General features: G+C 62.0%; 11 protein-coding genes. 5 read left to right on the forward strand and 6 right to left on the reverse strand.

Going from position 1 to position 13,705, the window contains the following annotated elements; genetic code table 11:
* Positions 1-107: 107 nt before the first annotated feature.
* The gene (locus AAE027_RS03465) at positions 108-4,394 is read right to left on the reverse strand and encodes an NACHT domain-containing protein (protein ID WP_370985515.1); all 4,287 of its coding nucleotides are present in this window, start codon (positions 4,392-4,394) and stop codon (positions 108-110) included.
* 586 nt (positions 4,395-4,980) lie between these two features.
* Between AAE027_RS03465 and AAE027_RS03470 the strand changes: the two genes are divergently transcribed.
* Positions 4,981-5,409, forward strand: coding sequence for a twin-arginine translocation pathway signal (locus AAE027_RS03470; protein WP_370985516.1), 429 nt, complete (start codon positions 4,981-4,983; stop codon positions 5,407-5,409).
* 25 nt (positions 5,410-5,434) lie between these two features.
* Here AAE027_RS03470 and AAE027_RS03475 read toward each other — a convergent pair whose 3' ends face one another.
* Together AAE027_RS03475 and AAE027_RS03480 are read right to left on the reverse strand one after the other, a co-directional pair.
* Positions 5,435-6,637 (reverse strand): FAD-dependent monooxygenase, encoded by a 1,203-nt coding sequence (locus tag AAE027_RS03475; protein ID WP_091889469.1) that lies wholly within the window; start codon positions 6,635-6,637, stop codon positions 5,435-5,437.
* Between the two features lie 19 nt (positions 6,638-6,656).
* Positions 6,657-6,902 carry a zinc-finger domain-containing protein gene (locus AAE027_RS03480; RefSeq protein WP_007602543.1) on the reverse strand — a complete coding sequence of 82 codons (246 nt, stop codon included), beginning with the start codon at positions 6,900-6,902 and terminating at the stop codon, positions 6,657-6,659.
* Between the two features lie 305 nt (positions 6,903-7,207).
* Between AAE027_RS03480 and AAE027_RS03485 the strand changes: the two genes are divergently transcribed.
* Together AAE027_RS03485 and AAE027_RS03490 are read left to right on the forward strand one after the other, a co-directional pair.
* On the forward strand, positions 7,208-8,344 hold the full coding sequence (locus tag AAE027_RS03485; RefSeq protein ID WP_370985517.1) for a hypothetical protein: 1,137 nt from the start codon (positions 7,208-7,210) through the stop codon (positions 8,342-8,344).
* Positions 8,345-8,509: 165 nt separating this feature from the next.
* Complete coding sequence (locus tag AAE027_RS03490; protein ID WP_091889523.1) at positions 8,510-9,265, forward strand: alpha/beta fold hydrolase; 756 nt, start codon at positions 8,510-8,512, stop codon at positions 9,263-9,265.
* On the opposite strand, the gene AAE027_RS03495 is transcribed toward AAE027_RS03490, so the two are convergent.
* Positions 9,223-10,623, reverse strand: coding sequence for a hypothetical protein (locus AAE027_RS03495; RefSeq protein ID WP_370985518.1), 1,401 nt, complete (start codon positions 10,621-10,623; stop codon positions 9,223-9,225). The genes AAE027_RS03490 and AAE027_RS03495 overlap by 43 nt on opposite strands.
* Before the next feature lie 273 nt (positions 10,624-10,896).
* Between AAE027_RS03495 and cysE the strand changes: the two genes are divergently transcribed.
* Entirely contained in the window at positions 10,897-11,721 is an 825-nt protein-coding gene (cysE, locus tag AAE027_RS03500) for a serine O-acetyltransferase (RefSeq protein ID WP_130219786.1), read from the forward strand.
* A gap of 130 nt (positions 11,722-11,851) precedes the next feature.
* Positions 11,852-12,070, forward strand: coding sequence for a DUF3126 family protein (locus AAE027_RS03505; protein ID WP_007602550.1), 219 nt, complete (start codon positions 11,852-11,854; stop codon positions 12,068-12,070).
* A 16-nt stretch (positions 12,071-12,086) separates the two neighbouring features.
* On the opposite strand, the gene AAE027_RS03510 is transcribed toward AAE027_RS03505, so the two are convergent.
* Together AAE027_RS03510 and AAE027_RS03515 are read right to left on the reverse strand one after the other, a co-directional pair.
* Complete coding sequence (locus AAE027_RS03510; protein ID WP_370985520.1) at positions 12,087-13,403, reverse strand: FAD-dependent oxidoreductase; 1,317 nt, start codon at positions 13,401-13,403, stop codon at positions 12,087-12,089.
* The gene (locus AAE027_RS03515) at positions 13,400-13,705 is read right to left on the reverse strand and encodes a ferredoxin family protein (RefSeq protein ID WP_370985521.1); all 306 of its coding nucleotides are present in this window, start codon (positions 13,703-13,705) and stop codon (positions 13,400-13,402) included. Before AAE027_RS03515 ends, AAE027_RS03510 begins: the two co-directional genes overlap by 4 nt.

Raw genomic sequence — 13,705 nt, forward strand, 5'->3', positions numbered from 1 at the left:
ATTGGTGCGGGCAGCCGGGGTCGAACCGGCACAGCGCTTGCGCGCCGAGGGATTTGTAGTCGGTCCGCTATAGTCCTCCAGATCGGCCGGGGGGCTTGATTCGAGAGTCAGCCGCTGACGCGCGGCCAGCTGCCGCCGGCCTGGATGTCGGGATGGCGCGGTTCGCAATCTGACACGCCGTACTCATCGCGAAGCCGATCAATTGCCACAAGTCCTTTCCGTCCCAATTCCTCGCTTGGCCCGCCAAGGAGGCCATAGAGCTCTTTGCGAAGCTCTATCAGGGGCTGGGGATGAAGCTCGTAGGCGCCAGACCAAGTGCTCGACGGCTGCCGCTGCGTCGCAGCTTCCCGTATCGCATGGGCTAGCATGCCATCAAATGGTTGCCTTCGTTGTGCATAGGCGCGGACAATTGAAACGACGACGTCGGGTCCACCAACCTCTGCGAGAGCTAACTCCAGAAGCTTGTCGCTCTGATCACCAAGATAGCGCGCTTTCGCTTCGGCTAGGACAGTGGGGGAGCCCTGCAGCTGGCTCGCCACCTTGAGCACAATATCTCGCCTATCTATGCCGCCTCGGGCATTTCCAAACGTTCCGTCCTTCACCAAATCCAGCATCGAAAACAAAGCGCTTCCATTGTTGAGACGAAGGAAGGCGCCTACGAACGTACGTTCGCTGGCGATCCAAGGGCATTCCCGGGCCAGTCGGATCAACGCTTCTTCTCCCTTCTGGCCCGGGGCGTTCCCAAACGCCGCAACAACACCTTCCATCTGATAGGGGTGTTGGAATAAGGTTCCTATTTCTTGAACGGCCGCAACGACGCTTGGCGGATTGTCCGTGAACGCAAGAAGCGCCAGCCAACGTTCAATTTCCCAATGGTTGTTGTCGTGTAGTTTCCAGCCTTGCGTCTTAGTACTTTCGATCCATGCGTCGATGCCGGCGCGGACCAGGCCTACCGGCAGGATTTGACCGTCTATCGCGATCGCGCAAAACAAATTCTGCTTTGCTGCTACTGGCAAGGAAAGATTGACGACCTTTTCGATGGTCTGTTCTCGATCTGCATAAGGCACACTGAGAACAACCACACTCATTTCGAGCGCTCTGCGCCTTTCGGCGTCAGTTTGACCGTTCTGGCAAATTCGCTCTATTGCGGCCATGATTGGAGCTGCGCATGCGCTCTCTTCAGTCTTAGTGCCTCGACGTGATCGTGCCTCTGCAACACCAGAATAATCCGGCCAACCTCTTATTGGTCGATCGGTTGTCTGCCGTCCCTCGCGTCGGTCATAGATGGCCTTGAGGCTGCGGGCAGCCTCCACGCCGAATTCTTCGTTGTCGAGATAGCCGACAAGCATCTCTATCACCCCGTCGTCAGCGATCGTTACGAGTGCTTTTGCATACCAGTTGCTCCAGATCGTCCCGCGATCTTCTCCAGACGTCTTACGCCGGATGTCTTCATCCAGCATGAGCTTTATGCTCTTAGATAAGCTTGGGGATGGCGCTCGACAAATAGCGATAGCCAGTTCGGCCAACTGAGCTCGTGTTGATCGTGGATCATTCACAAGAGCCGTAGCCCAGGAGCTGAGTAGCGCCACCAATCTCTCATGTTGAGGTTCGGGCAAGGCAAGCGAGCCACTTTGCGAGCCGTACTTTCCATGGCTCCCGATCAAGTCCGCGAAGAAGTTGATCTCGCGCGGATCAGACGTTTGCGGCAAAGCAAGCAAAGCGCCGACAAAGGCCGCGTCTTGGGTATTCGCTATACGTTGCTCGAATACCCGAAGCTCATCATAGAGGGCACGATGCGTAGTGTATGACTGACCGACGAGTGCCTTGTGCTTCTTGCTCGCTATATCCAGAAGGGTTGCGACTTCGCCCGTATCGCACAAGGCGGCGGCCACTAAGGACGATCTATCGGTGCCATCAGCAATCGCAATGGCTAGAACAGCTGGATCTGATCGCGGTGATGCTCCATTGAGGTGTTCGTCGATGTGGTGCGGAAGCTGTTTTCCAGCTTTCAGCCAGGCGCGACAAGCATCTGGGATCGCAGCGGGATATTTCTGGCGAATTTCGTAAAGTAGATGTGGGGAGCGATCGTCCTTGCGCGCAAATTCAAGCGCTTCTAACGCCGTTTGGACTTCGGAAGATGGCGCGTCGTTTTGAATAAGAGAGTAGAGGTGCGCGATATCATCTGTTGATTCGGCGTCCATCTCCTTACGTTCAGCCTTGAGCCGCTCACGAGTGGCGGGGTCCGTAATTTCGCGATCGTAACCGTCCTTTGCAAGCTTTCGCCAAACGGCTGGGCTCGACGTTTGAAGCAAATCGGTTAGCAGAGCCTCCGCTCTCCTAAAGGCGAGCCCCTCAGCGACTGACCCTCGAACGGAATCGCTTGCATCAAGTTTTGCCAAGCTTGCTGCGAGTTCAATTGTTTGAATGTCCCCTCGAAACGCAAATTCGGATATGACCCTCAATCGAACATTTTCGTCCGCCTCGGCAAACCGTCGGTCTACATTAGCACCCAAGACACCTGGGCGAATTCGGCGTACCGTGCTGAGGGCATGGAGGCTAACTTGATCATCGGAGCTTAGCAGCAGCGGCCAAATGAGGTCAGCAAACTCCGGTTTTCCAGTGTTGAGCATGAATTTCACGGCACGATCAACGTGTCCTGGACGATGCCAGCTCTGAACGAAAGCTTGAAAGAATCCGGACGCCTCTCGCCAGACTGTGTCACTGGATCGATAAATCATTTCGGCAGCGAGCATTGGATCAACCGCGAGAGCCAACGAAATCGCCTTTACAACAGCGCCTGCCTGCTCTGACCGAGACAGTCGCTCGCAAGCAAAAAGGATTGCCTCTTCCCAATGGCGTTGATCTAGAATCGACTGTCTTAGTGTAGTCGTTGCCGCGGCGTCACCTGATGCTGACGCAAGCATTGTCTTCTCGACAAAAGAAGAAGCGTAGAATTCTTGAAATTGCTGGTGCTGAAACTCATATTGTTGCGGCTCGGTGCCGAGACGTATCAGAATATGATGCGCGACGAGTAGGCCAAGTACCTTATGGGGATCTGCCGGCTGGTGAAGCTGTTGTTGTGCGACGAGCTGCTTGTGCGTGCTCACAATAATAGCCCGGGCTTCCTCCTCAGTTAAAGACGTGGTGCCTTGCTCAGTTGCACCGTTTGCCAGTTGGCCCATCACCTCGTCATGAAAGATTGCGCGCAAGGCCTCTGCCGTCTCTTGGTCGTTCTCGTGCTGGGCAATGAAAAGACGAAGAACCTCTTCTTTGGTCGTCGGTAATTTGCCGTCGGTGCTAAAGGAAACCAGGGCTGTCAGATAGAGCGGTATCTCTACTAGTTCACGCAAGCCGGGTGTTCGTAGGGCGTGATCAACAATTTGAGCGCCCTCTGTACCTTTTAAGGCTCGCGCGATCTCTAGCTGTTGATCCTGGCTAAGTGGCTGAATTTCAATGACCGGCCCATCCAAGGGCGGAAACACAGCTTGCTGGCGGGTGCTAGCGACAATATTCAAATCAGGAAAATTGCGCCGCAACTGCGTAAGTTGAATCTTCACCGCGTGGCGCGCAGTTTCGGAAAGCTCATTCCATCCGTCTAGGACGAGAATGAGTTTTCCGGCTCTCGCGAGAGTTTCCAGGTGGGTCGCTGTCGTTTTTTGAAATGAAGGGCGTTCGGCCACACTCTTGAACAGCGGGCCCAAGCCATGGGTAAGTTCATTTAGGGGAATGTAGACGGCGACGGACTGCTTCTCGGTGATCGCCGCTTCGGTCAATTGGATGAGGGTCGTAGTCTTTCCCGTCCCTGGGTTCGCTACTACGGTGACTTCGCTGAATCTTGAGATTATGTCCGCGAGGGAGTTTATCGCGAACGATGGACGAGCTGAATCTTGTCCGGCGACGCGAAGCGCTAGCCCAACAGGATGAACTGGCCATCGCGCCCCGCGACGAAACGTTGCGATGTCTGCGGCGGCTTCTGCCAGGGCGATTGTAGAGAGTTCGTCAACATCCGGTGCGGCCTCGATCGAAGTTCGCTTGGCAAGCTCGGCAATAATTGCGGCTACGATTGCCGCCGGAATGTCCGCCGTAGCGCCGCTTATAGAGCCTTCGAGGGCGGCAATTTCTGCCGTATGTTTCCATTCTCTGAGCTTGGCTACGGTGTAAGTTTTCTCATCGGCATCGATCTTAGTGTGGTGTGTGCCACACATAAGAATGAGATTTGAGAAACCATGCCGCTCTTCATCTGATTGGGTTCGATTGTAGCGGGCGCCCGTCGAGTTCTCAGCTTCGATATGGCAGATTTCTGCCACGAACTCTGTACCGCCTTCGGCGGATAATCGGGTAGGGCAATCTGGAAATGCACAACGGTTGCCCGACAAGGCAAACAACCGCTTCATCGTTGATTGCTTCACTCCCAATCGACTTCACCCCTTAAGCTGGTGCGGGCGGCCGGACTCGAACCGGCACAGGCCTTGCGGCCCCACGGATTTTCATACCACTTCGGCTTTCGCCGCCGCCCTTTCGGCGTTCGTGGTCTGGACTATCCCTTCACCCTGGCGCTTGTCCGCTGTAGGTGCTGCCCGTCTAGTCTCTACACCTTCCCCCTGGCGGGGGCTTGGCTCGGGATTGCCAGTGAAGGTTTCCCCGACTTTGAGCAGTTCTGCTCCTGAAGTTTCCTCCAGGGCACTCAATGGCTTAAGTCCGATGCGTCTACCAATTCCGCCACGCCCGCATCGGCCCATCTATACGGCGCAATTGCCCGACGGGCAAAGAGAATACAGCCGATTCCGCGCACGATTTGAGCCGCTTACCTCAGGGGCTTCAGCTCGGATTCGGTCACGTCCTCGGCCCTCTGGCATTGCTGCTTTGTTGGCTCTATAGGCGGTTCTTCCTTGAGCGAGCGGGGTGCATGAGGCAAAGCCTCAATCCGGACATCTGTTGTTGCTTTAGGCATTCTCAATCCACGGGGACTATTCATCCGGCATGGCTGCTTCGTTTTCCTCTTCCCTGCGCTCCTGCAGCGGGCTTCTCGTGCTGCTCGCGGCCGGTGCTGCGCTGTCCGGCTGTGCCGGCATGAGTGAGACGGTCGCGCCGGCCTTCGCCGATCCCGGTAAATACGAATTGTATGACTGCAAGCAGCTCGAGACCGAGCGCAAGGCGCTCGCGAGCCGCACTGCCGATTTGCAGAGGCTGATGGACAAGGCCCAGACCGGCGCTGGTGGCGCGGTGGTGTCCGAGCTTGCCTATCGCAACGACTACATCGCGGTGCGGGGCCAGGCGCAACTTGCCGATGAGGCCTGGCGCCGCAACAGGTGCCGGGAGACACCGCCCGAGCCGACACCGCCCGCCGCGCCGCCGTCATCCGCGGCCGCTGCCAAGCCGGCGTCGAAATCCGGAAAAGCGATGCGCTGAGGCACCGCGCCGGCGGCGCCTCGCCTCAAGGCCGCCAATTGTAGATCCAGTCCTGCCGCGCCAGCATGCGGTCCGGGCCGAGCGCGCGGATCGCAAGATCGCGCGCGATCGCGAGCGGTCCGCTGAAATGATAGATGCGGCCCTGCTGCCGTGCCGTCCGCTGCACCCGGCGCACGCGTGCCTGGCGCGCGCGGCCATATTGCGTCAGCGCAGCCGCGATGCCCGCGGTGCTCTCGGCCGCCTCGACGCTCAAATGCCGGGCGAGCACGGCGGCATCCTCGATCGCCATGCCGGCGCCTTGGGCTGCGAACGGCAGCATCGCATGCACGGCATCGCCGAGCAGCCCGACCGGGCCCTTGCTCCAGGGGCAGCCGTCAGGCACCCCGAACAGCGCCCATTTGCGCCAGGCGTCGACCGGGGCGAGCATCATCCGCGCCGACGGCGGCCAGCGCGGGGCGGCGAAAGCCTCCATCACCTCGTGGGGATCGCCGGGCGTGCTCCAGCCCGGCCTGTTCCAGGTGCCCGGCAGCACCGCGACCACGTTGATCTGGCGTCCGCCCGCGATCGGATAGGCCACGAGATGCGCATTCGGGCCCATCCAGAGCTGCACCCGGCGCGCGGTGTAGTCCTTCGGCAGTTGCGTAGCATCAAGCGTGCCGCGCCAGGCGATCAGGCCGGAAAAGCGCGGCTGCACTTCGGGAAACAGGTGCTGGCGGACCGTCGACCAGATACCGTCGGCGCCGATCAGGGCACTGGCGAGATCGCTGCGGCGGATCGTGCCGCTGCGATGGACCACCGTCAGCCCCTTGGCGTGAGGCGCGACGTCCTCGAAGGTCGCGCCCAGCTTCAGGTCGATGTCGGGATGGTCGGCAACGGCGCCCGCCAGCGCCGATTGCAGATCGGCGCGGTGCACCACCCAATAGGGGGCGCCGGCGCGCGCGGAAGCTGCCTCGCCGAGCGGCATGCGCAGCAGCTCGCCGCCGGCCCGGGCGCTCATGATCGAGACTGCTTCCGGGGTCACGGCGCGCAGCTTGAGGCGTTCGGTGAGGCCGAGCTCGACCAGCACGCGGCTGGCATTGGGGGAGAGTTGCAGGCCGGCGCCGACTTCCTCGAGGCGCTCGGCCTTTTCCAGCACGACGATGCGGAAGCCACGGGCCGCGAGCGCAAGCGCGGCCGTCAGTCCACCGATGCCGGCACCGGCAATGACAATCGTTCGGGAGAGCGCCACCCCTGACCGATGGGACCGGTCAGGCCACCTTGTCCTTCAGCACGCATTCCGGCGGACGGGCTTCGCCCGCCTTCAGGTCGGCCGCGAAGCGGTACAGCGTCGAGCAGTAGGGGCAGATGATCTCGTTGTCGTTGCCGAGGTCGAGGAAGACGTGCGGATGATCGAACGGAGGGTTGGCGCCCACGCACATGAACTCTTGCGAGCCGATCTCGATGACGGGAACTCCGGCATCGTTATGGAAGTGCGGGACGACATGGTCGGACATCGTAGTTCATCCTGGAGTGGCAATGGCGACAGACACAATCGAAAACTGACGCGGCATCTTTAAGGCGCCGGACCATACTGGTGGGTTCAGATGATTGCTAGTCCAGCGGAACCAAAAGGTTCGCAATTGCCCCATGCTCATTTGCTCATGCAAATTCGACACAATCTTGAGGCCTGAGAGAAGCCCTTCTTTCGTCGGTGGCGTTGTGTCGCAATTTTGGCATACTATGTCTGTCGACGAGCATAATTGCGACGAAAGACGAATCGTCAGGCGTCAGCGATTTTAGGACCGTCCAGGCTTTCCGTATGAAATGGCTGCGAATCAGCACAGCGTTGACCGGTGTCGCGGCATGCAGCTTCATGCTCGCGCAGGTAGCACCGCAGGCCCGCGAGGCCGGCGCGATCCTTGCCGCCCAGGACGATCCCGCCGTGCTCTCCGAGCTCAAGCTCGATGCGCTGCTGCGGCAGAACGAGCGCCTGGTTCAGGACAACATCGAGGCTGCGCTCGCCGCGGGCGACGCCGATCTCGCCGACAGTTTCGTCGCGCTCGCGCGTGACCGCAACATTGCGCTGCCGGACGACCTCCTGAGCCGCGTCAACGATGCGGTCAAAGCCGAGAATTCCACCTCCCATTTTGCCAAACGATTTGCCACCGGTCTCGTCACCGGCAATGCCGACGACGTCGCGAGCCTGTCGGGAACGGTGGCCGGCGATCTCTTCGTGATCGGCGACATCAGGGACGTCGTCCGGGAAGGCAAGCACCTCGCCATGGGCGAGGACACCGACCGGCTCGTGCTGGGGCTCGCGGCGGCTGGCCTTGCGGTGACGGCGGCAACCTACGTCTCCGTCGGTGGTGCCGCGCCGGTGCGCGCCGGGCTGACGCTGGTGAAGGACGCGCGCAAGGTGGGGCGGCTCGGTGAGGGGCTTGCCGCATGGGCCGGCCGGTCGGCGCGCGAGATCGTCGACACGCCGATGCTTCAGAACGCGGTCGCCAAGGGCTCGGTGCTGCGGCCGGGGGCGACCATGAGCGCGATCAAGGCCGCGTTCCGAGCCGAAAAGGCCGGCGCGCTGGTTCGGCTCGGCAAGGACGTGACGCGCGTCGCCGAAAAGACCGGCACGCGCGGGGCGATGGACACGTTGCGGATCGCCGACGGCCCGAAGGATGTTGCGCGCGCGGCGCGGCTTGCGGAAGCGCAGGGCGGCAAGACCCGCGCCATCATGAAACTGCTTGGCCGCGGTGCGCTGCTCCTCATCGGCGGTGCGTTCGATCTGACGCTCTGGCTGTTCGGCGCGGCACTGACGCTGTTTGGGCTGTTGTCCTCGATCAAGGCGACCACCGAGCGCCTGACCCAGGCCTGGTGTGATCGCAAGCGCGCGCGGCGGCTCCGTCGGGCGCAGATGGCCGCCGAGGCCGCTCTGGCGGATGCAGCCCTCAGGGCCTAAAGCGCGATGAGATTGAGGTAATTCGTAGCCGCGCTTGAGGCTATTGTTTGAGCATGATCTCCGCGCAAGCGCGTTCCGCGTTTGCGGAGCGGAAAAACCGCTGCACACTTGTCCGGATCGTGCTCTAAGATTGAGTTTTCCCCCTCCAGACCTGCGGAACTGATGATGCCGAGCTTCCACAACGGCGCCGTTGAAATTGCCTATCTCGACGAAGGCGAGGGCGACCCGATCATTCTCCTGCACGGCTTTGCCTCGAGCAAGAACGTGAACTGGGTCTATCCGACCTGGGTCTCGGAACTGCGCAAGAACGGCCGCCGTGTCGTCGCGCTGGACAATCGCGGCCACGGCGAGAGTGCGAAGCTCTACGAGCCTGCGCAGTACTCGATCCCGGTCATGGCCGGCGACGTGCTGGCGTTGATGGATCATCTCGCCATCCCGCAGGCCGACATCATGGGCTATTCGATGGGCGGACGGATGGCGGCGTGGCTCGCGCTCAACGAGCCGCAGCGCCTGCGCTCGGCGATCCTCGGCGGCATCGGCATCGGCGGCCTGATCGAGGGCACCGGCCCCGGCGAGAACGTCGCGAAGGCGCTGGAGGCACCCTCGCTCGACGACGTCACCGATCCCGTGGGTCGCACCTTCCGCGCCTTTGCCGATCAGACCCGCTCGGACCGCCGTGCGCTCGCCGCCTGCCTGCGCGGCACGCGGGAGCTCATGACGAGAGCGCAAGCCGCGCGCATCGAGGTGTCCGTGCTGATTGCGGTCGGCACCGCCGACGACGTCGCGGGCTCTGCCGGCGCACTCGGCGCGATCATCCCGGGCGCGCAAGTGCTCGATATCCCGGGCCGCGATCACATGCGGGCGGTCGGCGACAAGGTCTACAAGACCGGCGTGCTCGATTTCCTCTCACGCCGTAGCTGAGTCTCGTCTCGTCCGTCGTCGCCGAACGCGCGAAACAGCGCCGTCAGCACCACGAAGGTCGCAATCCACACCATCCGCGCGCCATAGCGGTCGTGCGGACCGGAGATCACGCCGCAGATGAAGGCGTTGCCGAGCAGCGCCAGCGTCACGGTCGCTGCCAGCAGCGTCAGATCGTCGAGCCGGCGTCTCGCGAGCGCATGCACCAGCAGCCCGACGAGCGCTGCCATCGAGGCCAGTGCGACGGGGATATGCAGCCAGTTGACGTCGTCGAAATTGACGGCCCAGTGCTGCTGCCGCGCCGCGCGCATCGGCGCGACTTGCGCGGGTATGTAGCGCTCGATGATGCCGTAGGTGTGCGGAATCCAGCCGTTGGTGCCTTCGCCGGTTGCGACATGCAGCAATTGTTGCCCCATCGCCCGCAGCGCCGCGCCGGCCTGCCAGGCCGGATAGTCCGCGAGCGAATGCACGACGATGTAGCCCATCTCCTCATTCAGGCCTTCGAACCGGCCGAGCGTGTTGAACATGCTCTTGCCCCACAGAAACTCGTCGGCGGTCGCCGGCAGCTCGTTGCGATAGGGGCAGAGCTTGTAGCGTTCGCGCGGGCAATGATCGTTGAGATAGCGCGCAACGATGCCGTCCTGCATCATGCGGCCGAAGGCGACGCCATAGCCGCCGGGCGTCCAGGTCCATTTGCCCGACAGCGCATAATTCGCCGACATCAGCATCAGGCCGCCCGCGACGATGGTGAGGCTCGCCAGCGCCAGTCCCGCGAGCGGAAGGCGGGGTCTGAGGAGCGGCCGCGCCATCCAGCCGGCGACGCACAGACCGAGCAGCACGCCGAGCGTTGCGCTGTGGGTCGCTGCGGCAAAGGCGGTGAAGACGAACAGCGCGATTTTTTCGAGCCGCGAGGTGCGGTGTGCTCCGATCACCAGCAGGAACAGTGACAGCACCGACAGCCCTGCAAAGATGTCGGTGAGCAGCATGCTCGCCAGCCAGGGCAGGGCGGTCGACAGGATCAGGAGCAGGCTGATCGCGACGAAGCGGAAGGTCTGCATCAGGCCGAGCACGCGCAAGCTGAGCTGCAACAGCCACAGCGTCGCCAGCGACTGGACCGTGAGATTGATCCAGAAACCAAAGCTCTCGCCATAGTGCAGATAGAGGCCGAACACGGTGGAGCGGCTCGGGACGAGATAGCCCTCGTACCAGCGCGCCAGATAGCCGCCGGTATCCCATTGCAACAACGGATAGCCGTTCCAGAACGCCGGCGCGATCATCAGCAGGGGCAGGGCCATTGCGGCCAGCCGCAGCCATAACGAGCCCGCGGCGCGCGCGCGCAATTGGTCGGTGGTGATGCTCAAAACTGTTCCGTCCTCGCGTCGACCATGCCCGCAATAACGGTTGGGGGAGAATTCACCAATAGTTTGACGCGGCCCGGCTTGAATTTGGCAAAACGCTGACCACTTTGAATCGACCTAGCCGCTTGGGGGCGCCAGAAAGTCTTGTGTATCAATGCTTTGGCTTGCTCTCGCGGGGCAAGGCACTGTTCACTCTCAGGCAAGCCGGTCAGGACTTTGTCGCCTAGACTGTGGTATAGAGCCAACAAAACCAGCCCATTCGAAAGAGCAATTCCCATGGCAGTGCATCAGGTCAATCCGGGAGGAAAGCTCGCATCGCTCGATCCGATCTGGGACCGGATCCGGAGCGAGGCGGAAGACATCGTCCATCGCGAGCCCGAGCTTGCGACCTTCATCTATTCGACGGTGCTGCATCACAGCCGCCTCGAAAATTCCGTGATTCACCGCCTCGCCGACCGGCTCGATCACGCCGCGCTGTCGGGCGATCTCGTGCGCCAGACCTATGACGAGGCGCTGCGCGACGATCCCGATCTCGGCAATGCCTTCCGCGCCGATCTCGTCGCCGTCTACGACCGCGATCCCGCAACCTCGCGCTTCATCGATCCCTTGCTCTACTTCAAGGGTTTTCATGCGATCCAGACCCATCGCCTGGCACACTGGCTCTATCTGAAGGGCCGCAAGGATTTCGCATACTACCTCCAGAGCCGTTCGTCCGCGGTGTTCCAGACCGACATCAACCCCGCCGCGCGCATCGGCCGCGGCATCTTCCTCGACCACGCCACCGGCTTCGTCTGCGGTGAGACGGCGGTGATCGAGGACGACGTCTCGATCCTGCACGGCGTCACGCTCGGCGGCACCGGCAAGGAGAACGAGGACCGTCATCCGAAGATCCGTCACGGCGTGCTGATCGGCGCCGGCGCAAAGATCCTCGGCAACATCGAGATCGGCCATTGCGCGCGCATCGCCGCCGGCTCGGTCGTGGTCAAGCCGGTGCCGCACAACGTCACGGTTGCGGGCGTGCCCGCCAAGATCGTCGGCGAAGCCGGCTGCGCCGAGCCGTCGCGCACCATGGATCAGATGATCAACGCGATGGGACTTTGATCTCCGTTTGATCGGAACGGGACCGGATTTTCCGGTCTTTTCCGTCCCAAAATTCTTTGGCAATTCATGCTGGCGGTTCGCCGCGTCTCGTCGTAAGACCCGCCAACCAGATTTCGATTGGAGACTTGCCGTGGACGTCAAGGAAGTGAGAAAGCTCGACGCGTATCTGAAGCGCGTATTCGGCAATCCCAAGATTCGCGTCGTGCCGCGGCCGAAGAAGGACGATTCCGCCGAGGTCTATATCGGCGAAGAGTTCATCGGCGTGCTCTTCGTCGACGACGAGGACGACGACCGCTCGTTCCAGTTCCAGATGGCGATCCTCGAGGACGATCTCGTCGACCAGGAATAGGCGTAGCGCCTCGGAGTCACGCATCCATCGCGGCGAGCATGTCGGGGATCGTGACAAACTTCTCCCGGGGCTTGCCGAGCACGGCTCCCCTGCGCTTCTCGGCCGCGTCGATCGTGCCCCAATCCGGATAGCTCACGATGCGTGCGACGCGGCCGGTCAGGCGCGCAAGCAGTGCGTCAGGCGTATCCGAGCGCGGCCGTCGATGGGCGATATCCGCCAGGACGGCCTCTGCGGTGGCAATCCCGCAGCCGCGATTGGTGCCGATCGTGCCGTTCGGCCCGCGCTTGCTCCATCCGCAGACATAGAGGCCCTCGATCACCGAACCGTCGACTGCGACACGTCCGTCGACGTTCGCATGCACGCCGCGATGCGCGTCATAGGGAACCCCGGCCACAGGCGTGGTCTTCCGGCCGACGCTGCTGAACGAGAGGCCGCATGCGATCTCCTCGATTGCGTCCGATCCTTGCTTGAACGCGATGGCCTCCAGGCGGCCCCGTCCTCGGAGCGCGACGGGAGACAAACCAAATCGAAAAACGCAGCGCCGTGGCTTCGTCACGGCCGCCCGCGAGAACGTGCGCAGCAACGACAATTTTTCGGTCAGCTCCGGATCATCGGGACGCCGCGGCTCGAATTCATCGGAGGCGACGTTGCGCATGTCGACGCATGTGTCGCATGCGCCGAGTTCGAGAAAGTCACGCAATTCCTTTGCGGTGAACCTGGCCTGCGTCGGTCCGCCGCGGCCGATGACGTGGATTTCGCGGATCCGGCTCTCTGCCAGGACGTCGAGCGCGTGGCGTGCGATGTCGGTCCGGCGCAGCTCGTCCGCGGTCTTGGCGAGGATGCGCGCCACGTCGAGAGCGACGTTGCCATGGCCGATGACGATCGCGGTCTCATGATGAAGATCGAATCGTAGATCTGCAAACTGCGGATGCCCGTTGTACCACGCGACGAAATCGCCCGCCGTGTGGCTGCCCGGCAGTGCTTCGCCGGGGATGTCGAGCGCCCGGCTCAGTTCCGCGCCCGTCGCGAGTACAACGGCGTCATAGGCCTCGCGCAGCTCGTCGATCGTGAGGTCGTCTCCGATCGTGACGCCGCCTATGAAGCGAAACCCGGGCATGGCGGCGATCCGGTCGAAGGCCAATGTGACCTGCTTGAGCTTCGGGTGGTCGGGGGCAACGCCGAACCGCACCAGCCCGTACGGCACCGGGAGCCGTTCGAACATGTCGACAGTCACGGGCACGCCCGAGCGCAACAGGGCCTCGGCGGTGTAGAAGCCACTCGGTCCGCTGCCGACGACAGCGATTCGAACTTCGTTTGCAGCAGACCCCGTCATCGGCCCAGCGCCTGCCTGCGTTCATCGGCCCCCGGCAGAGCCGGCAGGCGCGCACTGATCACGGGAGTTTCAATCGCGCGCTTGCGGTTGACGTCGATCCAGTACTTCTTGTCCGCGGCGAGGCGATAGTCGGGCTCGATCGCGCCGACCGGGCATGCCGGCGCGCAGCCACCGCAATCGATGCAGTTTTCCGGATCGATGTAGGTCATGGTGTCGTCGACGTGGAAACACTCCACGGGACAGACGGTAACGCATTCGGTGTATCGGCAGCCGCGGCAATTGTCGGTGACCACATATGTCAT

Source organism: Bradyrhizobium sp. DN3, from assembly GCF_041357655.1.
Classification (GTDB): Bacteria; Pseudomonadota; Alphaproteobacteria; order Rhizobiales; family Xanthobacteraceae; genus Bradyrhizobium.

What these genes read in the sequence shown, in the direction of transcription:
- AAE027_RS03490 (WP_091889523.1), top strand. Translation starts at nt 8,510, where the DNA reads ATGCCGAGCTTCCACAACGGCGCCGTTGAAATTGCCTATCTCGACGAA.
- cysE (WP_130219786.1), top strand. Translation starts at nt 10,897, where the DNA reads ATGGCAGTGCATCAGGTCAATCCGGGAGGAAAGCTCGCATCGCTCGAT.
- AAE027_RS03480 (WP_007602543.1), bottom strand. Translation starts at nt 6,902, where the DNA reads ATGTCCGACCATGTCGTCCCGCACTTCCATAACGATGCCGGAGTTCCC.
- AAE027_RS03465 (WP_370985515.1), bottom strand. Translation starts at nt 4,394, where the DNA reads ATGAAGCGGTTGTTTGCCTTGTCGGGCAACCGTTGTGCATTTCCAGAT.
- AAE027_RS03470 (WP_370985516.1), top strand. Translation starts at nt 4,981, where the DNA reads ATGGCTGCTTCGTTTTCCTCTTCCCTGCGCTCCTGCAGCGGGCTTCTC.
- AAE027_RS03510 (WP_370985520.1), bottom strand. Translation starts at nt 13,403, where the DNA reads ATGACGGGGTCTGCTGCAAACGAAGTTCGAATCGCTGTCGTCGGCAGC.
- AAE027_RS03485 (WP_370985517.1), top strand. Translation starts at nt 7,208, where the DNA reads ATGAAATGGCTGCGAATCAGCACAGCGTTGACCGGTGTCGCGGCATGC.
- AAE027_RS03515 (WP_370985521.1), bottom strand. Translation starts at nt 13,705, where the DNA reads ATGACATATGTGGTCACCGACAATTGCCGCGGCTGCCGATACACCGAA.